21 protein-coding genes are annotated in these 23,070 nt (G+C 73.5%); 13 read left to right on the forward strand and 8 right to left on the reverse strand.

The features are described 5' to 3' along the window. Positions 1-34: 34 nt before the first annotated feature. The 4 genes from ACZ6ZN_RS08930 to ACZ6ZN_RS08945 form a co-directional block, all read right to left on the reverse strand. Positions 35-718, reverse strand: a complete 684-nt coding sequence (locus ACZ6ZN_RS08930) for a response regulator (RefSeq protein WP_398111475.1) — start codon at positions 716-718, stop codon at positions 35-37. Further along, on the reverse strand, positions 715-1,938 hold the full coding sequence (locus ACZ6ZN_RS08935; RefSeq protein ID WP_469644450.1) for a sensor histidine kinase: 1,224 nt from the start codon (positions 1,936-1,938) through the stop codon (positions 715-717). Before ACZ6ZN_RS08935 ends, ACZ6ZN_RS08930 begins: the two co-directional genes overlap by 4 nt. A 103-nt stretch (positions 1,939-2,041) precedes the next feature. After that, positions 2,042-2,320, reverse strand: coding sequence for a PspA-associated protein PspAA (pspAA, locus tag ACZ6ZN_RS08940; RefSeq protein WP_469644453.1), 279 nt, complete (start codon positions 2,318-2,320; stop codon positions 2,042-2,044). A gap of 34 nt (positions 2,321-2,354) precedes the next feature. Further along, positions 2,355-3,125: a PspA/IM30 family protein gene (locus ACZ6ZN_RS08945; protein ID WP_398111477.1), complete on the reverse strand. Its 771-nt coding sequence runs from the start codon at positions 3,123-3,125 to the stop codon at positions 2,355-2,357. A 332-nt stretch (positions 3,126-3,457) separates the two neighbouring features. On the opposite strand from ACZ6ZN_RS08945, the gene ACZ6ZN_RS08950 reads away from it, so the two are divergent. Together ACZ6ZN_RS08950 and ACZ6ZN_RS08955 are read left to right on the forward strand one after the other, a co-directional pair. Beyond that, complete coding sequence (locus ACZ6ZN_RS08950; RefSeq protein ID WP_451879203.1) at positions 3,458-4,057, forward strand: DUF3043 domain-containing protein; 600 nt, start codon at positions 3,458-3,460, stop codon at positions 4,055-4,057. A gap of 83 nt (positions 4,058-4,140) precedes the next feature. Beyond that, positions 4,141-4,842: a class I SAM-dependent methyltransferase gene (locus tag ACZ6ZN_RS08955; RefSeq protein WP_398111206.1), complete on the forward strand. Its 702-nt coding sequence runs from the start codon at positions 4,141-4,143 to the stop codon at positions 4,840-4,842. Positions 4,843-4,896: 54 nt separating this feature from the next. Here ACZ6ZN_RS08955 and ACZ6ZN_RS08960 read toward each other — a convergent pair whose 3' ends face one another. After that, positions 4,897-5,109, reverse strand: a complete 213-nt coding sequence (locus ACZ6ZN_RS08960; RefSeq protein WP_376323609.1) for a hypothetical protein — start codon at positions 5,107-5,109, stop codon at positions 4,897-4,899. 177 nt (positions 5,110-5,286) lie between these two features. Between ACZ6ZN_RS08960 and ACZ6ZN_RS08965 the strand changes: the two genes are divergently transcribed. After that, positions 5,287-6,486 (forward strand): bifunctional adenosylcobinamide kinase/adenosylcobinamide-phosphate guanylyltransferase, encoded by a 1,200-nt coding sequence (locus ACZ6ZN_RS08965; RefSeq protein ID WP_469644458.1) that lies wholly within the window; start codon positions 5,287-5,289, stop codon positions 6,484-6,486. Positions 6,487-6,492: 6 nt separating this feature from the next. On the opposite strand, the gene ACZ6ZN_RS08970 is transcribed toward ACZ6ZN_RS08965, so the two are convergent. After that, on the reverse strand, positions 6,493-7,539 hold the full coding sequence (locus ACZ6ZN_RS08970) for a methyltransferase domain-containing protein (protein ID WP_469644460.1): 1,047 nt from the start codon (positions 7,537-7,539) through the stop codon (positions 6,493-6,495). A 181-nt stretch (positions 7,540-7,720) separates the two neighbouring features. Here ACZ6ZN_RS08970 and cobT point away from each other — a divergent pair, with 181 nt between their 5' ends. Continuing rightward, positions 7,721-8,821: a nicotinate-nucleotide--dimethylbenzimidazole phosphoribosyltransferase gene (gene cobT / locus ACZ6ZN_RS08975; protein ID WP_469644463.1), complete on the forward strand. Its 1,101-nt coding sequence runs from the start codon at positions 7,721-7,723 to the stop codon at positions 8,819-8,821. Positions 8,822-8,953: 132 nt separating this feature from the next. Next, positions 8,954-9,652 (forward strand): hypothetical protein, encoded by a 699-nt coding sequence (locus ACZ6ZN_RS08980; protein ID WP_469644465.1) that lies wholly within the window; start codon positions 8,954-8,956, stop codon positions 9,650-9,652. On the opposite strand, the gene ACZ6ZN_RS08985 is transcribed toward ACZ6ZN_RS08980, so the two are convergent. Beyond that, positions 9,592-10,353 (reverse strand): hypothetical protein, encoded by a 762-nt coding sequence (locus ACZ6ZN_RS08985; RefSeq protein ID WP_469644467.1) that lies wholly within the window; start codon positions 10,351-10,353, stop codon positions 9,592-9,594. The two genes, ACZ6ZN_RS08980 and ACZ6ZN_RS08985, sit on opposite strands and share 61 nt — an antisense overlap. 60 nt (positions 10,354-10,413) lie before the next feature. Here ACZ6ZN_RS08985 and ACZ6ZN_RS08990 point away from each other — a divergent pair, with 60 nt between their 5' ends. Next, on the forward strand, positions 10,414-11,196 hold the full coding sequence (locus ACZ6ZN_RS08990; protein WP_469644470.1) for an adenosylcobinamide-GDP ribazoletransferase: 783 nt from the start codon (positions 10,414-10,416) through the stop codon (positions 11,194-11,196). A gap of 82 nt (positions 11,197-11,278) precedes the next feature. After that, on the forward strand, positions 11,279-11,890 hold the full coding sequence (locus ACZ6ZN_RS08995; protein WP_469644471.1) for an RDD family protein: 612 nt from the start codon (positions 11,279-11,281) through the stop codon (positions 11,888-11,890). Here ACZ6ZN_RS08995 and ACZ6ZN_RS09000 read toward each other — a convergent pair. Beyond that, a complete protein-coding gene (locus ACZ6ZN_RS09000; RefSeq protein ID WP_469644476.1) occupies positions 11,850-12,629 on the reverse strand; it encodes an endo alpha-1,4 polygalactosaminidase in 780 nt (259 codons plus the stop codon). The genes ACZ6ZN_RS08995 and ACZ6ZN_RS09000 overlap by 41 nt on opposite strands. A 305-nt stretch (positions 12,630-12,934) precedes the next feature. On the opposite strand from ACZ6ZN_RS09000, the gene ACZ6ZN_RS09005 reads away from it, so the two are divergent. The 6 genes from ACZ6ZN_RS09005 to ACZ6ZN_RS09030 all read left to right on the forward strand — a co-directional run bounded on the left by ACZ6ZN_RS09005 (position 12,935) and on the right by ACZ6ZN_RS09030 (position 23,037). Beyond that, a complete protein-coding gene (locus tag ACZ6ZN_RS09005) occupies positions 12,935-14,461 on the forward strand; it encodes a leucyl aminopeptidase (RefSeq protein ID WP_398111215.1) in 1,527 nt (508 codons plus the stop codon). A 345-nt stretch (positions 14,462-14,806) separates the two neighbouring features. Continuing rightward, positions 14,807-16,195 (forward strand): dihydrolipoyl dehydrogenase, encoded by a 1,389-nt coding sequence (gene lpdA, locus ACZ6ZN_RS09010; protein WP_398111216.1) that lies wholly within the window; start codon positions 14,807-14,809, stop codon positions 16,193-16,195. 62 nt (positions 16,196-16,257) lie between these two features. Beyond that, positions 16,258-18,093 carry a 2-oxoglutarate dehydrogenase, E2 component, dihydrolipoamide succinyltransferase gene (gene sucB / locus ACZ6ZN_RS09015; protein WP_451879210.1) on the forward strand — a complete coding sequence of 612 codons (1,836 nt, stop codon included), beginning with the start codon at positions 16,258-16,260 and terminating at the stop codon, positions 18,091-18,093. 232 nt (positions 18,094-18,325) lie between these two features. Beyond that, positions 18,326-18,949: a GntR family transcriptional regulator gene (locus tag ACZ6ZN_RS09020; protein ID WP_398111218.1), complete on the forward strand. Its 624-nt coding sequence runs from the start codon at positions 18,326-18,328 to the stop codon at positions 18,947-18,949. 266 nt (positions 18,950-19,215) lie between these two features. Then, the gene (gene aceE / locus ACZ6ZN_RS09025; RefSeq protein WP_469644481.1) at positions 19,216-21,918 is read left to right on the forward strand and encodes a pyruvate dehydrogenase (acetyl-transferring), homodimeric type; all 2,703 of its coding nucleotides are present in this window, start codon (positions 19,216-19,218) and stop codon (positions 21,916-21,918) included. 132 nt (positions 21,919-22,050) lie between these two features. Beyond that, positions 22,051-23,037 carry a helix-turn-helix transcriptional regulator gene (locus ACZ6ZN_RS09030; RefSeq protein WP_398111221.1) on the forward strand — a complete coding sequence of 329 codons (987 nt, stop codon included), beginning with the start codon at positions 22,051-22,053 and terminating at the stop codon, positions 23,035-23,037. Positions 23,038-23,070: the final 33 nt, after the last annotated feature.

The raw sequence follows: 23,070 nt of genomic DNA on the forward strand, positions 1-23,070 counted from the left end.
GCGCATACTCCGCCCGCAGTACGCCCGGTGGCGCTCACTCCACCCTCGGACGGACCAGCCCGGATTCGTAGGCGATGACCACGAGCTGGGCCCGGTCGCGGGCGCCGAGCTTGGCCATGGCCCGGTTGACGTGCGTCTTCACCGTCAGCGGACTCACCTCCAGCCGCTCGGCGATCTCGTCGTTGGAGTGGCCGCCGGCCACCTGCACCAGCACCTCGCGCTCGCGGACGGTGAGGGAGTCCAGGCGCTCGCCGCGGGCCGGGTCGCGGTCGCCGTCGGCCGGGTCCTCCTGGGCGAGGAAACGGGAGATCAGCCCGGTGGTGGCCGCCGGGGAGAGCAGGGCCTGGCCGCCGGCGGCGATCCGGATGGCGTTCAGCAGCTCCTCGGGCTCGGCGCCCTTGCCGAGGAAACCGGAGGCCCCGGCGCGCAGCGACTGCACCACGTAGTCGTCGACCTCGAACGTCGTCAGGATGACCACCCGGACGTCCGCGAGCGCGGGGTCGGCGCTGATCAGGCGCGTCGCCGCGAGACCGTCGGTGCCGGGCATCCGGATGTCCATGAGGACGACGTCGGCGTGGTGCTCCTTGGCCAGCCGCACCGCCTCCGCACCGTCGGACGCCTCCCCGACGACCTCCATGTCGGGCTCGGAGTCGACGAGCACGCGAAAGGCGCTGCGCAGCAGCGCCTGGTCGTCGGCGAGCAGGACGCGGATGGTCATGCGGGGTCCTCCCCGTCGGATGTGCGGTTCTTGACGGGCAGGATCGCATGCACGCGGAAACCGCCCCCGTAGCGGGGACCGGTGGTGAGGGTGCCGCGCAGCGCGGTGACGCGCTCGCGCATGCCGAGCAGCCCGTGGCCGCCTCCGCCGGCGGGGGCCTCGTTGTCGCCGCTGCCGTCGTCGAGGACGGTGATCTCGACGTTCGGCCCGACGCGGACCACGCTGACCTCGGCCTTGGCCTGCGCCCCGGCGTGCTTCTGCACGTTGGTCAGGGCCTCCTGGATGATCCGGTAGGCGGCGAGGTCGACGGCCGCGGGCAGGGCGGTGCCCTGGTCGGCGCGGGCGACCTCGATGTGCAGGCCCGCGTTGCGGAAGGTGCCGGCGAGTTCGTCGAGGCGGTCGAGGCCCGGGGCGGGCTCGGTGGGGGCCTCCGGATCGCCGGACTGGCGGAGCAGGCCGACGGTGGCGCGCAGCTCGTTGAGCGCGGAACGGCTGGCCTCACGGACGTGCGCGAGGGCCTCCTTGGCCTGGTCGGGGCGCTTGTCCATGACGTGGGCGGCGACCCCGGCCTGGACGTTGACCAGCGCGATGTGGTGGGCGACGACGTCGTGCAGGTCGCGGGCGATGCGCAGGCGCTCCTCGGCGACCCGGCGGCGGGCCTCCTCCTCCCGGGTGCGTTCGGCGCGTTCGGCGCGTTCCCGGATGGCCTGGACGAAGGCGCGGCGGCTGCGGACGGCGTCGCCCGCGGAGGCGCCGATACCGGTCCAGGCGAAGATCGCCAGGTTCTCCTGGGCGTACCAGGGCAGGCTGCCGGCCGCCATGGCGGTGCCGGTGAGCACGGTCATGGTGAGCAGGCCGACACGCCAGGTGGTGGGCCGGTCCGTGGTGGAGGCGACGGTGTACAGGGCGATGACGGCGGACATCGCGACGGGCGCGCGGGGGTCGGCCGTCACGGACTCGACGACGGACGCCGCGCCGGTGACGGCGAGGACCCGCAGCGGGGCGCGGCGGCGGAAGACCAGGGCCGCGGCGGCCAGGGTCATCAGCACCAGGCTGAGGGTGTCCGGGGTGCGCAGGACGCCCCAGCTGACGTTGTCGCGGTGCCGGGGCTCCACGAAGGATCCGGCGACCATGCAGACCAGGACGGCGGCGGCCAGGGCCGCGTCCACGGCCAGGGGGTGTGCCTTGGCCCGGCATCTGGCCCGCGCGAATGTGCTCACGAGCGTTCACGGTATCCGGCCCGGGGGCCGTGCCCCCAGCCCTCCGCCGGCCGGAGGGGCCCGGGCCCCGGCCGCCGGGGGCGGCCGGTGTCGGGTGCGGAGCTCAGCCCGGGATCAGGCCGTCGTCGCCGAGGAGCTCCCGGACGTCCTCGAGCGTCGCGTCCGGGGAGGGCAGGATCAGCTCGGACGGCTCCAGGGAGTCGTCCGGCAGCGGTTCGCCGAGGGCGCGGACCCGGGCGAGCAGGGCCTGGAGGGTGCGGCGGAAGCCCGGGCCGTCGCCCTTCTCCATCTCCGCGAGCAGTTCGTCGTCCAGCTCGTTCAGCTCGGCGAGGTGGCCGTCGGCCAGACTCACCTGGCCCTCCCCCATGATCCGTACGATCATGTCGCCCTCCTAGGCGTGGACCCCTGCCGCTCGGCTACTGCTTGTCGAAGCGCGGGGTGTCCTGCGGCTGCTGCTGGGACTGCTGCCCGGTCGTGCCGCCCTCGATGGCCTGCTGCCCGGCGCTCGGGCCCCCGGCCAGCTCGGCCTTCATGCGCTGCAGTTCCAGCTCCACATCCGTACCACCGGAGAGCCGGTCCAGCTCGGCCTGGATGTCGTCCTTGTGCATGCCGGAGGGGTCGTCGAGGGCACCGGAGGCGAGCAGTTCGTCGATCGCGCCGGCGCGGGCCTGGAGCTGGGCCGTCTTGTCCTCGGCACGCTGGATGGCCAGGCCCACGTCGCCCATCTCCTCGGAGATGCCGGAGAACGCCTCGCCGATGCGGGTCTGCGCCTGGGCCGCCGTGTACGTGGCCTTGATCGTCTCCTTCTTCGTGCGGAAGGCGTCCACCTTGGCCTGGAGCCGCTGGGCCGCGAGGGTGAGCTTCTCCTCCTCGCCCTGGAGCGTGGCGTGCTGGGTCTCCAGATCGGTCACCTGCTGCTGGAGCGCGGCCCGGCGGGAGAGCGCCTCGCGGGCGAGGTCCTCGCGGCCCAGCGCCAGGGCCTTGCGCCCCTGGTCCTCCAGCTTCCCCGACTGCGACTGCAGCTGGTTCAGCTGGAGTTCCAGACGCTTGCGGCTGGTCGCCACGTCGGCGACACCGCGCCGCACCTTCTGGAGCAGCTCCAGCTGCTTCTGGTACGAGTAATCGAGGGTCTCGCGCGGGTCCTCGGCCCGGTCAAGGGCCTTGTTCGCCTTCGCGCGGAAGATCATCCCCATACGCTTCATGACACCGCTCATGGGCTTCGCGCGCCCCCTTCTGACCGACTCCGGCTGAGCTCCTGCGACAGAACCCACAGTACGGGCCCTGCATCCATTACCGCACTGTTCGGGGACGGATGCGCTCATCCCCAAGGACGACTGCGCGCGCTCCCGGTCCGGCGTAGGGAGTAGGTGGTACCCGGGGTCACCGGAGGGGGGCCTCCGGGGGAACGACCGGGTGCGTGCGCAACGTCCCGTCTGTCCCCTTACAGACGACTGGTGTTGCCGGATCGTTCCCCGCGGGACTGGGGTCCATGCCCGTCATGCCCTTACCCTTGGGTTTTGTGTTCCGTAGCCGTGCCAAGGAAGAGAAGGCCCAGGCCGCCGACAAGGCGCCGGTGAACTTCTCCAAGCAGCCCCGCGACCCGCAGGCCCCCAAGGGCCGCCCCACGCCCAAGCGCAGCCAGGCCCAGAGCCAGCGCCGCAGCGTGGCCAACACGTCGATGACGCGCAAGGACGCCGCCAAGCGCCAGCGGGAGGAGCGCCGCGCCGCCCTCGAGCGCCAGCGCCAGGCCCTGGCGAGCGGCGACGAGCGGTACCTGCCCGCGCGTGACAAGGGACCGGTCCGCCGGTTCGCGCGCGACTTCATCGACTCGCGGTTCAACATCGCGGAGTTCTTCCTGCCGATGGCGGTGGTCATCCTCGTGCTGAGCATGGTGCGGGTGGCGTCGCTGCAGAACATCGCGCTGCTGCTGTGGCTCGTGGTGATCGTGCTGATCGTGCTCGACTCGTTCGTCACGGCCTTCCGCCTGAAGAAGCAGCTGAACGAGCGCTTCGCGGGTGAGAACAAGCGCGGCGCGATCGCCTACGCCCTGATGCGCTCCCTCCAGATGCGTCGGCTCCGGCTGCCGAAGCCGCAGGTCAAGCGCGGAGAGCGGCCCTGACCACGACGCCGTTCTCCGGGGGTGCGGCGGACGCCTGGCTGGACAAGCTGGGCGGGCTGCGCGATGTCGTCCGGCAGGAGCTGGTGGCCCGCCAGCTGGACGAGCAGATAGTGGCCCGGTTCCCGGTCGGGCAGCGCCTGCGGGTGCTGGACGTGGGGATGGGCCAGGGCACGCAGGCGCTGCGGCTGGCCCGGGCCGGGCACGAGGTGACGGGCCTGGAGCAGGACGCGACGATGATCTCCGTGGCGAGGGAGTCGCTCGCCGGGGAACCGGCGGGCATCCGCAAGCGGATGCGGATCATCGAGGGCGACGGCCGGGACACCGGCGTGCACTTCCTGCCGGGCAGTTTCGACGTGGTGCTCTGCCACGGCGTCCTGATGTACGTGGAGGAGCCCGACCCGCTGCTGGCGGGGCTGGCCCGGGTGCTCGCGCCCGGCGGGCTGCTGTCCCTGCTGGTGCGCAACGGCGACGCCCTGGCGCTGCGTCCGGGGCTGTCCGGTGACTGGGCGGGCGCGCTGGCCGCGTTCGACACGGTGGCCTACCGCAACCGCCTGGGGCTGGACGTGCGGGCCGACCGCTTGAAGGACCTGACGGCGACGCTCGCCGGGATCGGGGCGCCGCTGCACGTCTGGTACGGCGTGCGCGTGTTCACGGACACGGCCGCGGACGGCGCCGAGGTCCCCGCCGACGTGGAGACGCTGCTCGCGGTGGAGGAGAAGGCCGGGCGGACGGATCCGTACCGCGGGGTGGCGGCGCTGCTGCACCTGTGCGGCGTGCGGGGCTGATCCCGCCGGCCGCGCACGAGCAGGGGCGGGGACCGCGGGCCCCCGCCCCCGGGCTCACGCCTCGGCCGCGTGCAGGCTCATCGGCCCGTAGATCTCCGTGGCGTCCTCGAACAGCCGCACCTGGTCGGCGCCGCCCTCCTGGAGTTCCTTCCAGTGCTCCCCGATCCAGGACTCGGCGTCCCCCTGGGTCGTGAAGTCCTCCGGCGCCACCGCGGGCTGGACCTCCGTCCCGTCGGTCTTCTCGAACCGCCACGTCCATGCCGCCATGTACGCCTCCCATGCGTGTGAGCACATTGCACAGCGAGAAGCCGGAACAGGGTCCGGCTCCTGACCAGAGCCTAAGCGCTCGGCCGGGCGGGGCGGCACAGGTGGTCGGATGCGCGCGTGACCCCGCGAGGGTGTCTCCGTCACGCGAGTCCCGCACGCGCGGGTGAGAATCGGGGCGTGGAACTGACTCTCCTCGGCACCGGCGCCCCCGCGGGACTTCCCCGCCCCGACTGTCCCTGCGCGGCCTGTGCGGTCGCCCTCGGCCCCGACGCGCGGGCGGCGACCGCGCTGCTGCTGGACGGGGTGCTGCTGCTCGACCTGACGCCCGGGGCGGCCTTCGCGGCGGCCCGGGCGGGCCGCTCCCTGGGCGGGGTCCGGCAGGCGCTGCTGTCCCATCCGCACGACGGGCCCGCGGTGGAGGTCCCGGCGGGGCTGCCGCAGCCCGGACGGGTGCCGGACGGGCAGGAGTTGACGCTGCTGACGGGGCATCGGGTGCGGGCGACGGCACTCGACGCGCCGGGCACGGGCTACGCGGTGACGGGGCCCGAGGGGCAGCGGCTGCTGTACCTGCCGCCGGGCGGGGCGCCGGCCGGGATCGAGGGTCCGGCCGAGCCGTACGACATGGTCCTGGCGGACGTCGTGGGGCGGCCCGACGCGCTGGCGAAGCTGCGGGCGGTGGGAGCGGTGGGGCCGACGACCGACGTGGTCGCCGTCCACCTGGACCACGACGTGCCGCCCGGACCGGAGCTGGGGCGGCGGCTCGCCGCGGCCGGGGCCCGGGCCGTGCCGGACGGGACGACGCTGACGGTGGGCGTGTACGAGGACGTGCCGGACGTGCCGCGGCGGACGCTGGTGCTGGGCGGGGCGCGCTCGGGCAAGTCGGTGGAGGCGGAACGGCGGTTGGAGGCCTTCCCGGACGTGCTGTACGTGGCGACGGGCGGGTCGCGCAACGGGGACACCGAGTGGTCCACGCGGGTGGCCGCGCACCGGGACCGGCGGCCCGGGTCGTGGCAGACGGCGGAGACCTGCGACCTGGTGCCGCTGCTGGCCGGGGAGGGGCCGCCGCTGCTGATCGACTGTCTGTCGCTGTGGCTGACCGACGCGATGGACTCCGTCGGGGCGTGGGACGACGCGGTGTGGGCGGAGCAGGGCGAGAAGGCGCTGCGGGAGCGGGTGCGGGAGCTGACGGAGGCGGTGCGGGCGACACGGCGGACCGTGGTGGCCGTGTCGAACGAGGTGGGGTCGGGCATCGTGCCGGCGACCGCGTCGGGGCGCCGGTACCGGGACGAACTCGGGCGCCTGAACGCGGGGTTCGCCGACGAGTGCGAGCACGTGCTGCTGGTGGTGGCGGGGCAGGCGGTGGCCCTGCGGGGCTGACAGCCCTCAGGGGGCCTTGCGGGCGATCACCCGGTAGGTGTTGGCGAAGCGGGTGCGCCGGGCCACCGGGGCGATCAGGTGGTCGGCGGTCGCCGCCAGTGCCACCAGGGGGACGCCCGCCCGCAGCAGGGCCGTGCGGGTGTGCCGGTGGAGCGGGGGCGGGGGGACGGCCCGCCAGGGGGTGTCCGGGGCCGGGAGGCCGTGGGAGATCGCCAGGGCCAGGGCGCCCGAGAGGTCGTGCGGGATGTGGACCGGGCGGTGGTCGAGCGTCAGGACCTCGCAGCCGTCCGACTCGAGTTCGGCGCGGAGGTTGCGCGGGGGCAGCAGGTGCAGGTGGCGGGGCTGGTCGTAGGGGAGCCACCAGCGGCCCAGGAGGGCGGCGAAGACGCTGCGGGGGCTGAGGGTCTCGACGATCAGGTGCCCGCCCGGGCGCAGCACGGTGAGCGCGGCCCGCAGTTCCGCCCGGGGGTCGGGCGTGCCCTCCAGGTGGTGGAGCATGCTGACCACGTCGTAGCGGCCGCGCAGTTCGGCGGCGATGCGGGGGTCGGTCAGCCGGCCGACGTGCGCCTCCTCGACGCGGTCGGCGGAGCGGGCGCGCACCACCCGGGGTGTGGGGTCCAGGCCGTCGAAGGCGGTGTAGGGGAAGTACCGCCGGGCCGTCGCCGGGAAGCGGGCGTGGCCGGTGCCGACGTCCAGCCAGCTCTCCGGCTCCCCGGTGCGCAGCATCGCCTTGGCGGCCGAGCGGTGCCGGCGGGGGCTGGCCCGCAGGGCGAGGAGGCCGTCGCTCGCCGGGTCCCGGGGCGCCCCGCGCACGCTGCGGTGGTAGAGCGCGAGGCCCTCGGCCGTGAGGCGGGGGTTCTGGAAGGTGTGGCCGCACTCGCGGCACTCGTCGACGGTGAAGACGCCGGGCTTGTACTCCCGTACGTCGCCCGTCCGCAGCCGGTTGCGCAGCCGGGCCGAGCCGCACCAGGGGCAGTCCTCCCGGCGCGGTTCGTGGACCGGGGCGCTGGTGCGGGGGGCGGGGGGTGCGGAGGGGGCGGGGTGGGCGGGCATGGGCGGCTCCCGGGCACGACGGCGTACGGCAGGACGGCGGGGCTGCCCCGGGGACGAACATGTAGGACAATCCGCGCGAAAGGGAACGTATGGGATGCCGGTGCCGGGTGCAACGATGCCGTCCCGGCGGAGTCGTGACGTGGCGCCCTGCCGTTCGGCCACGGCCGGTACTGTTCGGCGAATGAGCTCGCTTAATCTCGACGACTTCACCGATCTGATCGAGCGTCCGGACGGCGGGATCCGCCGTGACGCCGAGGCGCGCCGGGAGCGACAGGTCGTGCCGCCCGGCTCGCTGGGCCGGCTGGACGACCTGGGTGAGTGGCTGGCCGCGGCGCAGTCGGCGGTGCCGGTGCGGCCGGTGGAACGGCCGCGGGTGGTGCTCTTCGCCGGTGACCACGGCGTCGCCGCCCTGGGCGTCTCGGCCCGGCCGGCGGGCAGCGCCGCGGAGTCGGTGCGCGAGGTGCTGGAGGGCGAGCGGCCGGTGTCGGTCCTGGCCCGACGTCTGGGCGTGCCCGTGCGGATCGTCGACATGGCCCTGGACTGCGACCCGGCCACCCTGCCCGAGGACGTCGTGCGGCACCGGGTCCGGCGCGGCAGCGGGCGCATCGACATCGAGGACGCGCTGAGCCTCGCGGAGGCGGAGGCGGCGTTCCGGGCCGGGATGGCGGTGGCCGACGAGGAGGCCGACTCGGGCACGGACCTGGTGGTGCTCGGCGATGTGAGCGTCGGCGGGACCACGGCGGCGGGCGTGCTGGTCGCCGCGCTGTGCGGGGTCGACGCGTCGGTGGTCACCGGGCGCGGCGGGCAGGCCGTCGACGACCTGGCGTGGATGCGCAAGTGCGCGGCGATCCGGGACGCGCTGCGCCGGGCCCGGCCGGTGCTCGGCGACCAGATGCAGCTGCTGGCGACGGTGGGCGGCGCCGACCTCGCGGCGATGACGGGCTTCCTGCTGCAGAGCGCGGTGCGCAAGCTGCCGGTGGTGCTCGACGGGGTGGTGACGGCCGCGTGCGCCCTGGTCGGGCAGCGGATCGCGTTCCGGGCGCCGGACTGGTGGCTGGCCGCGCACGACAGCGGCGAGCCCGGGCAGGCCAAGGCGCTGGACCGGATGGCGCTGGAGCCGCTGCTCGGCCACGGCGTGACCGTCGGGGAGGGCACCGGAGGGCTGCTGGCCCTGCCGCTGGTGCAGGCGGCGGCCGCGCTGGCCGCGGAACTGCCCGAGCGGCCGAAGGAGTCCGAGGCGGCCGACGCGTCGCCCGCCCCGGAGGTTCCCGCCGAGTCGTAGGCGCGCCGGGGATCCAGGTCACGCCCGCCCGGCTCAACGTCGTCCCGTTGCGGTCGGTCTTGGCACACGGTGTCCGTTTGACTGAGTGACGGACACCCGCGCCCGGACCACCGCACCGACGAGGACGACCCGATGAGCACGTTCGCCCGCTGGGCCCGCGCCGAATGGGGGCCGTTGGTCGCCGCGGTGCGCGGGCCGCTGGCGCGGCGGCGGTGGCGGGCCGTGCCGCTGGCGGTCACGTCCGTGTGCCTCACGGCGGCGCTGCACTTGGCTGACGGCCGGGCGTGGGGCCACCGGTTCGTGCAGGAGGCCGGGGGCGTGCGGGCCGAGGACCCGCTGTGGGCGGCGCTGCTGCGCACGCCGCTGTCGCTGTTCGTGCCGGCGCTGGACCTGCCGGTGTGGGGTGCGCTCGTGCAGCTGCTGCTGGTGTTCGGGATCGCGGAGCTGTGCCTGGGCCGGTGGCGGACGCTGGTGATCGCCTACCTCGCCACGCTCGCCGGCACCCTCTACGCGCGGCTGGGCATCTGGCTGGGGCCCGGCTCGCCGCTCGGCCTGCCCGCCTCGGACGCCCGGGTGGTGGACACCGGGCCGTCGGCGGCCGTGGTGGGCCTGGCCGTGTTCGTCGCCTGGCGCTTTCGGGCGTACGCCACCGCCGGGCTGGTGATCGCGGCGATGGTGGCCGAGGTCGTGGTGGAGGAGAACCTGGCGGGCAAGGAGCACCTGGCCGCGATCGCGGCCGTGCTGGTGCTGTGCGCGGCCGGTGAGGTGCGTCAGCGGCGCTCCAGGGCGCGGGCGGGCTCGGGGTCCGGGGCGCCGCCGATCCAGTCCTGAAAGGTCCGCCGGGGCCCCACCCAGCGGCGGTCGTGGTGGTAGGCGCGCAGACCCGACTTGGCCCGGGCCCGGGGGCGGTTGCGGTAGAACCGCTTGGCCCACGGGGAGGCCGGGCGGGCCAGCCGCACGGCGGCGACCAGCGCCACGAGCGGGACGATCACGCCCAGGACGGCCATGCGGACCTTCCCCTTGAACAGGGCGATGAGGGCGAAGCCGAAGTTCACCAGGACGTTGGCGAGGACAGCGGCGCGGTTCTGCTGCTGGTCCTCGGTCAGGTCGTCCACGCCGAGGGGCGAGAAGCCGATCAGGAGCAGCCCGACGAGGGAGGCGGTGAGGACGACCATCTCCACGCTCTTGCGTCCGTCCGGGGTCCAGTAGACGTCGGCCAGGTGCAGCACCAGGGCGAACTCGTCCAGCACCAGGCCCGCGCCGATGCCGAAGATCACCGCCGCCAGGCACGAGCCGAAGCCGTGCTGTCCGCCCGCGACCGCGCCGAAGCCGCCGACGAGGGTGAGGATGACGCCGGGCACCACGTGGTGGACGTGGACGCCGCCGCTGCTGATGTTGCCGAAGGGGCCCTTGCCCGCGCGGATGAGGCGGGTGATGACCCGGGTGATCACGAAGGTCAGCACGAAGGCGACGAGGGCGAGGAGCAGCGGAAGTTTGCCCGGTTCGATGATGTTTCGCTCCAGCCATCCCATAACGGAACTTTATCCTCGCCTGCCGTCACCGCTCTCGTGACCGGCGGGTAGCCTGCGCCGGTGCCCAGAACCTCGCCCCTCGACGGCCTCCGTTTCGCCTTCGGCACCCTGACGGTGTTCCCGGTCCGGGTGACCCGCTGGGATCGCGAGGCGGCCCGCGGCGGCATGCTGTGCGCCCCGCTCGCCGGCCTGGCCGTGGGAGCCGCCGCGGCGGGCCTCGGGCTGGTGCTGCTGGTCCTCGGCGCGGACGCGCCGCTGGCCGCGGTGGCCACCGTCGCCGTGCCGGCGGTTCTCACCCGCGGCCTGCACCTCGACGGGCTCGCGGACACCGCGGACGGGCTGGGCAGCGGCAAGCCCGCCGAGGACGCCCTGCGGATCATGAAGCAGTCGGACATCGGGCCGTTCGGCGTGATCACCCTGGTCCTGGTCCTGGCGGGCCAGGCCGCCGCCCTCGCCCAGTCCTACAGCGCCTCCTGGACCCGGGGTGCCTGCGCCGCGGTCCTGTCGGCGACGGTGGCCCGGCTGGCCCTGACCCTGGCGGCCCGGGCCGGGGTGCCCGCGGCCCGGCCGGAGGGGCTCGGGGCGGCGGTCGCGGGCGTGGTGCCGGTGCGGGCGGCCGCGGCGGCGGGGCTCGTGGTGGCGCTGGCCGCGGCAGCGGCGGGCGGCGCCTCGGGACCGTACGGGGCGGTGCGGGCCGTCCTCGCGGTGGTCCTCGCGCTGGCCGCCGCCGAGGCACTCCTGCGGCACTGCACCCGCCGTCTCGGGGGGATCACCGGCGACGTCTTCGGCGGTCTGGCGGAGACCGCCGCAACCGCGGTGCTGGTCGTCGTGTCACTGGGCTGAAACGATCCCCCCGTCGCCCTCCCGACCCGGCCTCCGGGCGGCTAGCTTCCTTCCCGGACACACGAGTGATCGGGGGACGTTCATGCCGAAGCTGCGCCGTGCCGTGGCCTGGGCCGTCGACTTCGCGCTGGTGGTGACGCTGGCGTCGGCGCTGGCGGTGCTCACCTTCCACCGGGTCTCGGCGCTGGTCACCGACGTGCCCGAGCTGGCCGCCCGGGGCGGCTGGGACCTGCTGACCTCGCGCGGCGACGTCGTCGACGCCTCCGCCGGCCTGGGGTTGTCGCTGTGGGACAGGTCGGTGCTGTACGTGGAGCAGGCCTTCGGGCTGCTGGTGCTGGCGGTGTTCCTCTACCAGTGGGCGTGCCTGTCACTGGCCGGGCGCACGGCCGGCAAGGCCCTGACCGGTCTGAAGGTCACCGGGGGTGCGCCGGGCCGGGTCAGGGCCGCGCGGCGGGCCGCCGTCACCACCGTCGTGGACGTCGCCGTGTACGCCGTGGCCTGCGTGCTGCTGGTCGAGGGGCAGCTGCTGCTGTCGGTCCTGGTGTGGGCGGTCGCCGTGGTGCTGTTCCTGCTGAACGCGCTGCCGGTCCTCTCCCCCGGCCGCCGGTCGCTCGCGGACCGGCTGGCGGGCACCTCGGTGACCGGCATCGGCCTCAGCAGGCCCGTCGCCACACCCCCAGTTCGTACTTCTTGAGCAGCGAACTCAGCTTCAAGCGGCGGGAGTCGGGGCAGAAGCGGCCGGTGGGCAGCTCGTACTCGACGTGGAAGACGGCCTTGTCCGCGTCGACGAACGGCTTCAGCTCCGCGCACTCGCCGTACTGGGCGCACTGCTCGTTGACGGCGAAGTCGAAGTCCCCGACGAGCTGCGGGATCTGGTCCAGGTCGTTCTTCAGCCCGACGGCCAGGCCGCGCTCGTGGGCCAGGCGGGCGATGAGACGGTTGTAGCGGAGCTGGTCGGCGGCGGTGAGGGGGAAGCCGGTGTCGTTCCGGTAGCCGTCCATGTTGTCCGGTTCGACCGCGTCGAAGCCCTTCTCCCGGCACATGTCGATCCGGGCGGCCATCAGCGGCCGCAGGACGTCGGTGCGGCGGATGTCGAGCCAGCGCTCGCCCTTCCAGCCGTTGCCGCGGCCCAGCACGGACGCCGGGAACCTCTTCGCGTCCGGCCGGAACTCCTCCCAGGCGCCGGTGGACAGGTAGCAGATGACCTTGCGGCCGTCGTCGTGCAGCCGCGAGACCGTCTCCGCGGAGTGGTCGTAGCCGTCGATGTCGTAGACCGGCACGTCGACGGAGGTGTCCAGGCGCCCGCTGAGCTGCCACTGCCAGCCGGTGCCGGGGCGGGGCTGCCAGCGCGGGCCGGGCTCCTCGTCCGCGGGCTGCGAACAGCCCGCCAGCAGCAGGGCGAACAGGACCAGGAACAGGGACGGGCGTCTCACGAGGCGTTCTCCGCAGGGGGGTTCGGGGCGGGACCGGGGTGTCCACGACGATCATCCCCCGCCCCGCCGGGGGCCGGTTCACGGGTGCCGGGAACCGGACATGGCCGCCGGGCCACGGGCGGGTGAACGCCCGCGGGGCATGAGCCGGGCGGGCCACGCGCGTAGTCTCGTCGTCGAGTGTTCGCCGTACCGGGGAAGGCCCCGTGACCACCGGCCCCAGGGGCCGGACTAGGGTCGGCTCGGGCCCGGTCGACCCACACCGTTCGACCACTGCAACTTCACATCGGAAGCGAGATTTCACCACCGTGACTGCTCTCACTCTCAGCACCGCCGCGGCGCCCGGCCTGCGGGCCGACGCGATCGTGATCGGTGTGGCCAAGGGTGCCAAGGGACCGGTCGTCGCACCGGGCGCCGAGGCCGTGGACAAGGCGTACGACGGCAGGCTCGCCGGCGTCCTGGAGACTCTCGGCGCCTCCGGTGCCGAGGGCGAGCTGACGAAACTGCCGGCGCCGTCCGGCTTCAAGGCCCCGCTCGTGCTGGCGGTGGGCCTGGGCGCGGTGCCCGAGAAGGACGCCGACTACGCCGCCGAGGCCCTGCGCAAGGCCGCCGGCGTCGCCGCCCGCGCCCTGGCCGGAGTCAAGAAGGCCGCCTTCGCCCTGCCCCTGGCCGACGCCGCCGACGTGGCCGCGATCGGCGAGGGCGCGCTGCTCGGCGCGTACTCCTTCGACGCGTACAAGGAGAACGGCAAGGACGCCCGGTCCAAGAACGGCAAGGCGCCCCTCGCCGAGGCCACGCTGCTCGGCGGCAAGTCCCGCGACAAGGCCCACAAGGCGGCCGTCGAGCGGGCCGTCGCCGTGGCCGAGGAGCTGAACCGCGCCCGCGACCTGATCAACATGCCGCCGAACGACCTCGACCCCGAGGCGTTCGCCGCGATCGCCCAGGCCGCGGCCAAGGAGCACGGCATCAAGGTGCAGGTGCTCGACGAGAAGGCCCTCGTCAAGGGCGGCTACGGCGGCATCCTCGGCGTCGGTGCGGGCTCCGCGTCCGGTCCGCGCCTGGTGAAGCTGTCCTACACCTCCTCCAAGGCCAAGAAGCACCTCGCCCTCGTCGGCAAGGGCATCACCTACGACTCGGGCGGCATCTCGCTGAAGCCGGCCGGTCACAACGAGACGATGAAGTGCGACATGAGCGGCGCGGCCGCGGTGTTCGCCGCGGTCGTCGCCGCCGCGCGCCTGGGCCTGGAGGTCAACGTCACCGGCTGGCTGGCGCTCGCGGAGAACATGCCCTCCGGGTCCGCGACCCGTCCGGGTGACGTGCTGCGCATGTACAGCGGCAAGACCGTCGAGGTCCTCAACACGGACGCGGAGGGCCGCCTGGTGCTGGCCGACGCGCTGTGGGCCGCTTCGCAGGAGAAGCCGGACGCGATCGTCGACGTGGCGACCCTGACCGGGGCGATGGTGCTGGCGCTGGGCAACCGGACGTTCGGGATCATGGGCAACGACGACGCCTTCCGCACGGCGGTGCTGGAGGCGGCCGAGGAGGTCGGGGAGCCGGCGTGGCCGATGCCGCTGCCGGAGCACCTGCGCAAGGGGATGGACTCGGCGACCGCCGACATCGCGAACATGGGTGAGCGGATGGGCGGCGGCCTGGTGGCCGGTCTGTTCCTGCGCGAGTTCGTGGGCGAGGGCATCACCTGGGCGCACCTGGACATCGCCGGGCCGGCCTTCAACGAGGGCGGGCCGTTCGGATACACGCCGAAGGGCGGCACGGGGACGGCTGTGCGGACGCTGGTGCGGCTGGCCGAGCTGACGGCCGCCGGGGATCTGGGCTGACCTTCCCCTGAGAGCCCGGTCTCGTCCGTCGTGTGGCGAGTGCGGGGGCGTGGGGGCTGTTCGCGCAGTTCCCCGCGCCCCTTCGGCGCGGTGCCCTCGCGCCCACGCGGCGGAGCCGCAGATCAGACACAGCCCCGCGCCCCTTCGGGGCGCTCCCCGGCACGCTCATCCGAACGTGGGGTGTCTCACACCGCAGCCCGGCGTCTCCTTGTGTGCCGACAAGTGCGAAGATGGGGCTCGGCAGGACAGGGCCCCACCGAAGGGCCGAAGAACGAGCGGCCGGACACCAGCCGCCTGCCGGTCACTGACGACCGGCTCACGGCGCACATGCATGGAGGACGTGACGTGGCGAACGACGCCAGCACCGTTTTCGACCTAGTGATCCTCGGCGGTGGCAGCGGTGGTTACGCCGCGGCCCTGCGCGGGGCGCAGCTGGGCCTGGACGTCGCCCTGATCGAGAAGGACAAGGTCGGCGGCACCTGCCTGCACCGGGGATGCATCCCCACCAAGGCCCTGCTGCACGCGGGCGAGATCGCCGACCAGGCCCGCGAGAGCGAGCAGTTCGGTGTGAAGGCCTCCTTCGAGGGCATCGACATCGCGGGCGTCCACAAGTACAAGGACGGCGTGATCGCCGGCCTGTACAAGGGCCTGCAGGGTCTGGTCGCCTCCCGCAAGGTGACCTACATCGAGGGCGAGGGCCGGCTGTCCTCCCCCACCTCCGTCGACGTCAACGGCCGCCGCGTGGAGGGCCGCCACGTCCTGCTCGCGACCGGCTCCGTGCCGAAGTCGCTGCCGGGCCTGGAGATCGACGGCAACCGGATCATCTCCTCCGACCACGCCCTCGTCCTGGACCGCGTGCCGAAGTCCGCGATCATCCTGGGCGGCGGCGTCATCGGCGTCGAGTTCGCCTCCGCGTGGAAGTCCTTCGGCACCGAGGTCACGATCGTCGAGGGTCTGAAGCACCTCGTCCCGGTCGAGGACGAGAACTCCTCCAAGCTGCTGGAGCGCGCCTTCCGCAAGCGCGGCATCAAGTTCAACCTGGGCACGTTCTTCCAGAGCGCCGAGTACACCCAGGACGGTGTCAAGGTCACCCTGGCCGACGGCAAGCAGTTCGAGGCCGAGGTCCTGCTGGTCGCCATCGGCCGCGGCCCGGTCTCCCAGGGCCTGGGCTACGAGGAGCAGGGCGTCGCGATGGACCGCGGCTACGTCCTGGTCGACGAGTACATGCGCACGAACGTGCCGACCATCTCCGCCGTCGGTGACCTGGTCCCGACCCTCCAGCTCGCGCACGTGGGCTTCGCGGAGGGCATCCTGGTGGCGGAGCGTCTGGCCGGTCTGAAGACCGTCCCGATCGACTACGACGGTGTCCCGCGGGTGACGTACTGCCACCCCGAGGTCGCCTCCGTCGGCATCACCGAGGCCAAGGCCAAGGAGATCTACGGTGCGGACAAGGTCGTCGCTCTGAAGTACAACCTCGCGGGCAACGGCAGGAGCAAGATCCTGAACACCGCGGGCGAGATCAAGCTCGTCCAGGTCAAGGACGGTGCCGTCGTCGGCGTCCACATGGTCGGCGACCGCATGGGCGAGCAGGTCGGCGAAGCCCAGCTGATCTACAACTGGGAGGCGCTGCCCGCCGAGGTCGCGCAGCTCATCCACGCCCACCCGACGCAGAACGAGGCGCTCGGCGAGGCCCACCTGGCCCTGGCCGGCAAGCCCCTGCACGCGCACGACTGACCCTCGGTCGACGAACGCGACGACACAGACTTCCGCACTTTCCGTAAGGAGCAACCGAAACCATGGCGGTTTCCGTAACCCTTCCGGCGCTCGGCGAGAGCGTCACCGAGGGCACCGTCACCCGCTGGCTGAAGGCCGAGGGTGAGCGCGTCGAGGCCGACGAGCCCCTGCTCGAGGTCTCCACCGACAAGGTCGACACCGAGATCCCCTCCCCCGCCTCCGGCGTGCTGTCCTCCATCAAGGTCGCCGAGGACGAGACCGTCGAGGTCGGCGCCGAGCTGGCGCTCATCGACGACGGCTCCGGCGCCCCCGCCGCCGAGGAGGCCCCGGCCGCCGAGCAGGCCCCGCAGGCCGAGCAGGTCGCCGAGCCCGCCCCCGAGCCGGCCGCGGCCGCGCCCTCCACCGAGCAGTCCGCCCCGGCGCCTGCCCCGACCGCCGACGCCGCTGCCGGCGGCGGCTCCGCCGAGGGCACGGACGTCGTCCTGCCCGCGCTCGGCGAGTCCGTCACCGAGGGCACCGTCACCCGCTGGCTGAAGTCGGTCGGCGACACGGTCGAGGCCGACGAGCCGCTGCTGGAGGTGTCGACGGACAAGGTCGACACCGAGATCCCCGCCCCGACCTCCGGCACGCTGCTGGAGATCGTGGTGGGCGAGGACGAGACCGCCGAGGTGGGCGCCAAGCTCGCCGTCATCGGCGAGGCGGGTGCCGCCCCGGCCGCCGCCCCCGCGCAGGAGGCCCCGGCCGCCCCGGCGCAGCCCGAGCCCGCCCCGGCGCAGCCCGAGCCCACCCAGGCCCCGGCCCCGCAGCAGGCCGCCCCGGCCCAGCAGGCCCCGGCTCCGCAGGCCCCCTCGGCCCCGGCCCCGCAGCAGCAGACCACCCCGGCTCCCGACCCGGTCCCGTCCGCTCCTGCGCCGGCCCCGGCTCCGGCCCAGGCCCCGGCCCCGGCCGCCGCCAAGCCGGCCGACGACGGCGCCTACGTCACCCCGCTGGTGCGCAAGCTCGCCGCCGAGCAGGGTGTCGACCTGGCCACCGTCAAGGGCACCGGCGTCGGCGGGCGTATCCGCAAGCAGGACGTCGTCGCCGCCGCCGAGGCCGCGAAGAGCGCCGCCGCCACCCCGGCGCCCGCCGCTGCCGCCCCGTCGGCCGCGAAGAAGGCCCCGGCGCTGGAGGCCTCCCCGCTGCGCGGCCAGACCGTCAAGATGCCGCGCATCCGCAAGGTCATCGGCGACAACATGGTCAAGGCCCTGCACGAGCAGGCGCAGCTGTCCTCGGTCGTCGAGGTCGACGTCACCCGCCTGATGAAGCTGCGCGCCCGTGCCAAGGACGCGTTCGCCTCGCGTGAGGGCGTCAAGCTCTCCCCGATGCCGTTCTTCGTCAAGGCCGCCGCCCAGGCGCTGAAGGCGCACGCGCCGATCAACGCCCGGATCAACGAGGCCGAGGGGACCATCACCTACTTCGACACCGAGAACATCGGTATCGCGGTGGACTCCGAGAAGGGCCTGATGACCCCGGTCATCAAGAACGCCGGCGACCTCAACCTCGCCGGTATCGCCAAGGCCACGGCCGACCTGGCGGGCAAGGTCCGCGCCAGCAAGATCACCCCGGACGAGCTGTCCGGCGCGACCTTCACCATCTCCAACACCGGGTCGCGCGGCGCGCTCTTCGACACGATCATCGTGCCGCCGGGCCAGGTCGCGATCCTCGGCATCGGTGCCACGGTCAAGCGCCCCGCCGTGATCGACACCGAGGACGGCCCCGTCATCGGCGTCCGGGACATGACGTACCTGACCCTGTCCTACGACCACCGTCTGGTGGACGGCGCCGACGCCGCCCGTTACCTGACGGCGGTCAAGGCCATCCTGGAGGCCGGCGAGTTCGAGGTCGAGCTCGGTCTCTGACACGTCGGTACGGCTGTACGGTGCCCCCGCCCGGATCATCTCCGGGCGGGGGCGCTTTGTTCAGGGGCGCGGGGAACTGCGCGGCAGGCCGCATACAAGGCGCCGGTCGAACGACAGCCCCACACCCCCTGTGTAAGTCTCGTCTCACCTGCGCGACAGCGCCCTCGTCGGCCCCACCCGCGGAGCGAACCGGCCGTATTGTCTAAACGTCGATCCCGCCTAAGGAGCCCTCATGACCGCGCCCGTCATCCACTCGCTCCGCGAGCAGATCCGCGAGCACATCCTGGAGGGGATCATCAGCGGACGCTGGCAGCCGGGCGAGCGGATCGTCGAGCGCCGGATCGCCACCGAGCTGGAGGTCAGCCAGACCCCGGTCCGCGAGGCCCTGCGCGAGCTGGAGTCGCTGCGCCTGATCGAGTCCGCTCCCAACAAGGGCGTCCGTGTGCGGAACCTGACCGCAGCCGACCTGGAGGAGAGCTATCCCGTCCGGGCCGGTCTGGAGGCCATCGCGGCGGAGCTGGCCGCCGAGGGTCTCGCGGAGGACTGCTCGGCGCTGGAGCCCCACGTCAGCGCCCTGCACGAGGCCGACCGCGTCTCCGACGGCACCGCCCAGGTCCGCCACACCGTCGCCTTCCACCGCGAACTGGTGCGCGCTGCCGGGAACTCGGTCCTGCTGCACACCTGGGAGGGCCTGGGCATCGAGGTGTTCACCGCCCTGTCGATCCGCTGGCTGGGCACGCGGCAGCAGTCGTACGCCGAGGAGCACGAGGAGCTGGTCGCCGCGTTCAAGCGGCGGGACCCCCGGATCGCCGAGCTGGTGAAGGCCCACGTGCTGGGGTGCGCACCCCGGGCGTGACACCCGAGCGCCCTCCCGCTCAAACGCCTCCGACCTGCGAGAACCCGGCGCATCCCGGTCACCGCGTGCCACTGTCGGAGGCACCGCGTGCCTACTTTCTCGTGATCAAGAGGTTTTGGTCCTCAACCCTTTGATCGATCATCGATCAGGGAGTTACAGTCGCCGACGGGCTTCCACCGAAGCCTCAGCCCTGTCCTGCCAAAGACCAAGGGCACCCCCGATCCCCTTACGTGAGGGAACCCCCTTCGACTGAGGAAGGCGGCGACATGACCGACCCCAACGCCATCCAGCCGAGCGAGCTCGACCAGCTCCCCGACCGGGACCCGGAGGAGACCGCCGAATGGCAGGCCTCCCTGGACGCGGTCACCCAGGCTGCCGGGCCGCACCGTGCCGCGTACCTGATGCGCCGCACGCTGGAGCGCGCCGAGGGCGCCGGCATCGCGCTGCCGAAGCTCCTCGAGACCGACTACGTCAACTCCATCCCCACCTCCGCCGAGCCGGCCGTGCCCGGTGACGAGGCGATGGAGCAGCGGATCACCGCGTGGAACCGCTGGAACGCGGCCGCGATGGTCACCCGCGGCAGCAAGTACGGCGTCGGCGGCCACATCGCCACCTTCGCCTCCGCGGCCTGGCTCTACGAGACCGGCTTCAACCACTTCTTCAAGGGCAAGGAGGCCGACGGGTCCGGCGACCAGCTCTACATCCAGGGCCACGCCTCCCCCGGCATCTACGCCCGCGCGTTCCTCGACGGCCGGCTGGACGAGGAGCAGCTCGACAACTTCCGCCGCGAGGCGGGCGGCAACGGCCTGCCCTCCTACCCGCACCCGCGCCGCCTGCCCTGGCTGTGGGAGTTCCCGACGGTCTCCATGGGCCTCGGTCCGCTGTCGGCGATCTACCAGGCGCGCTTCAACCGCTACCTGGCCAACCGCGGCATCAAGGACACCTCCGCCTCGCACGTGTGGGCGTTCCTCGGCGACGGCGAGATGGACGAGCCCGAGTCGACCGCCGCCCTCGCGCTGGCGGCCCGTGAGGAGCTCGACAACCTCACGTTCGTCATCAACTGCAACCTGCAGCGCCTGGACGGCCCGGTCCGCGCCAACTTCAAGATCGTGCAGGAGCTGGAGGCCCAGTTCCGCGGCGCCGGCTGGAACGTGATCAAGACGCTGTGGGGCACCGCCTGGGACGAGCTGTTCCAGCTCGACACCACCGGCGCGCTCGTACGCCGGCTGCGCCAGGTACCCGACGCGCAGATCCAGACGTACCAGACCCGCGACGCGGCCTACATCCGCCAGGACTTCTTCGGCGCCGACCCGGCGCTCGTGGAGATGGCGAAGCTGCTGAGCGACGACAAGATCCTCGAGTGCTTCCACCTCTCGCGCGGTGGTCACGAGTCCCGCAAGGTGTTCGCCGCGTACAAGGCGGCCGTCGAGCACAAGGGCGCGCCGACCGTGATCCTGGCCCAGACGGTCAAGGGCCACACCCTCGGCGAGGGCTTCGCGTCGAAGAACGCCAACCACCAGATGAAGAAGCTCTCGGTGGACGAGTTCAAGAACATGCGCGACCTGCTGGAGCTGCCGATCTCCGACAGCGCGTTCGTCGACGGCGTGGTCCCCTACGGCCACCCCGGCGCCGACTCCCCCGAGGTCCGCTACCTCCAGGAGCGGCGCGCGGCCCTCGGCGGCCCGGCCCCGGCCCGCCGCGTGCACCCGGTCGCCCCGCTGCCCGCGCCGGCGGAGAAGGCGTTCGCCTCCTTCGACAAGGGCTCCGGCTCGCAGAACGTGGCCACCACCATGGCGTTCGTCCGCCTGGTCAAGGACCTGGTCCGCGACAAGGAGACCGGCAAGCGCTGGGTGCCGATCGTCCCCGACGAGGCGCGCACCTTCGGCATGGAGTCGCTGTTCCCGTCGCTCGGCATCTACTCGCCCAAGGGCCAGACGTACGAGCCGGTCGACCGCGACCAGCTGATGTACTACAAGGAGGCCAAGAACGGCCAGATCCTCAACGAGGGGATCACCGAGGCCGGTTCGATGGCCGACTTCATCGCCGCCTCGACGTCGTACGCGACGCACGGCGAGACGATGATCCCGTTCTACATCTTCTACTCGATGTTCGGCTGGCAGCGCACGGCCGACCAGATGTGGCAGCTCGGCGACCAGCTCGGCCGCGGCTTCCTGGTCGGCGCCACGGCCGGCCGCACCACCCTGACCGGCGAGGGCCTCCAGCACGCCGACGGCCACTCCCCCGTCATCGCCGCGACCAACCCCGCGGCGCTGACGTACGACCCGGCCTTCGCCTACGAGGTCGCGGCCATCGTCAAGGAGGGTCTGCGCCGGATGTACGGCGAGGCCGCCCCGGGCGAGGACCAGGACGTCTTCTACTACCTGACCGTCTACAACGAGCCGCTGCCGCAGCCGGCGAAGCCGTCCGTCGCGGGGATCGACGAGGGCATCGTCAAGGGTCTGTACCGCTTCAACACGGCGGAGTCGGCGGGTGTGACCGTCCCGGCGAACGCCCCGCGGATCCAGCTGCTCGGCTCCGGCACCGCCATCCACTGGGCGCTCAAGGCGCAGGCGCTGCTCGCCGAGGAGTGGGGCGTGGCGGCCGACGTGTGGTCGGCGACGTCGTGGAGCGAGCTGCGCCGGGACGCCCTGGAGGCGGACGAGGCGCTGCTGCGCGGCGAGGAGCGGGTGCCGTTCGTGCGGCGGGCGCTCCAGGGCGCCGAGGGCCCGGTGCTGGCGGTCTCCGACTACATGCGCCAGGTCCCGGACCAGATCGCGCAGTGGGTCGAGCAGGACTGGTCCTCGCTGGGCGCCGACGGCTTCGGCCTGTCGGACACCCGTGACGCGGCCCGCCGCCACTTCGGTGTCGACGCCGAGTCGATCGTGGTCGCGGCCCTGGCCCAGCTCGCCCGGCGCGGCGAGGTCAAGGCGGCGTCCGTGAAGGAAGCGCGCGAGAAGTACGGCCTGTAGGTTCTGCGGCCCCCGCCGGTCCCGGTCGTTCGTCGGCCGCGGGCCGGCGGGGGCTTCGTCGTGCAGGTACCGCGCTCCTGGAACAGGCCCGCCCCCACACAGCCGCACCCCGACACGCACCATGATGGTCCTATGCGTGCTGCCCGGCTGATCAAGATGGTGTTGCTGCTCCAGTCCCGGCCCTCCATGACGGCCGCCGAGCTCGCCCGGGAGCTGGAGGTGTCGGAGCGGACGGTGACGCGCGACGCGCAGGCGCTGTCGGAGGCGGGCGTGCCGGTCTACGCGGACCGGGGCCGGGCCGGCGGCTACCGGCTGGTCGGCGGGTACCGGACGCGGCTGACCGGGCTGCACCGCGGCGAGGCGGAGGCGCTGTTCCTGTCCGGGGTGCCCGGGGCGCTGCGTGAGATGGGACTGGAGGACGCGGCCTCGGCGGCCCGGCTGAAGGTGTCGGCGGCGCTGCTGCCGTCCCTCAGGGACGCCTCCCGGACGGCCGCGCAGCGGTTCCACCTGGACGCGCCGAACTGGTTCAGGGAGCCGAAGACGCCCGCGCTGCTGCCGGCGGTCGCGGACGCGGTCTGGGACGACCGGCGGATCGGCGCCCGCTACCGGCGCGGTGAGGAGGAGGTCGTCCGGGAGCTGGAGCCGTACGGGCTCGTGCTGAAGGCGGGCGTCTGGTACCTGTGCGCGCGGGTGGCCCGCGGCACGTCCTTCCGGGTGTACCGGATCGACCGGTTCACGGCGGTGGAACCGGCTGAGGAGCGCTTCGAGCGGGTGCCGGAGTTCGACCTGCCCGCGTTCTGGGAGGAGCGGGCCGAGCAGTTCGCGCGGTCCATCCTGCGGGCCCGCGTGGTGGTGCGGCTGTCCCCGGCCGGTGTGCGCGCCCTGCCGTACGCCCTCGACCCGTTCACCGCACGGGAGGCCCTGGCCGGGGCGGGCGAGCCGGACGGCGAGGGCTGGGTGCGGGTGGACCTCCCGGTGGAGTCCGAGGAGGTCGCGCACAGCCAGCTCGCGGCGCTGGGCCCGGAGGCGGAGGTGCTGGAACCGGCGGGGCTGCGCGAGCGGTTCGCCGCGGACGCGGCACGGCTGGCGCGCCTGTACGGACGGGCGGACGGCGCATAACGATCCCGTCCACTCCGGGTGCGCCCCTGTGCC

The organism is Streptomyces sp. NPDC053665 (assembly GCF_055585285.1).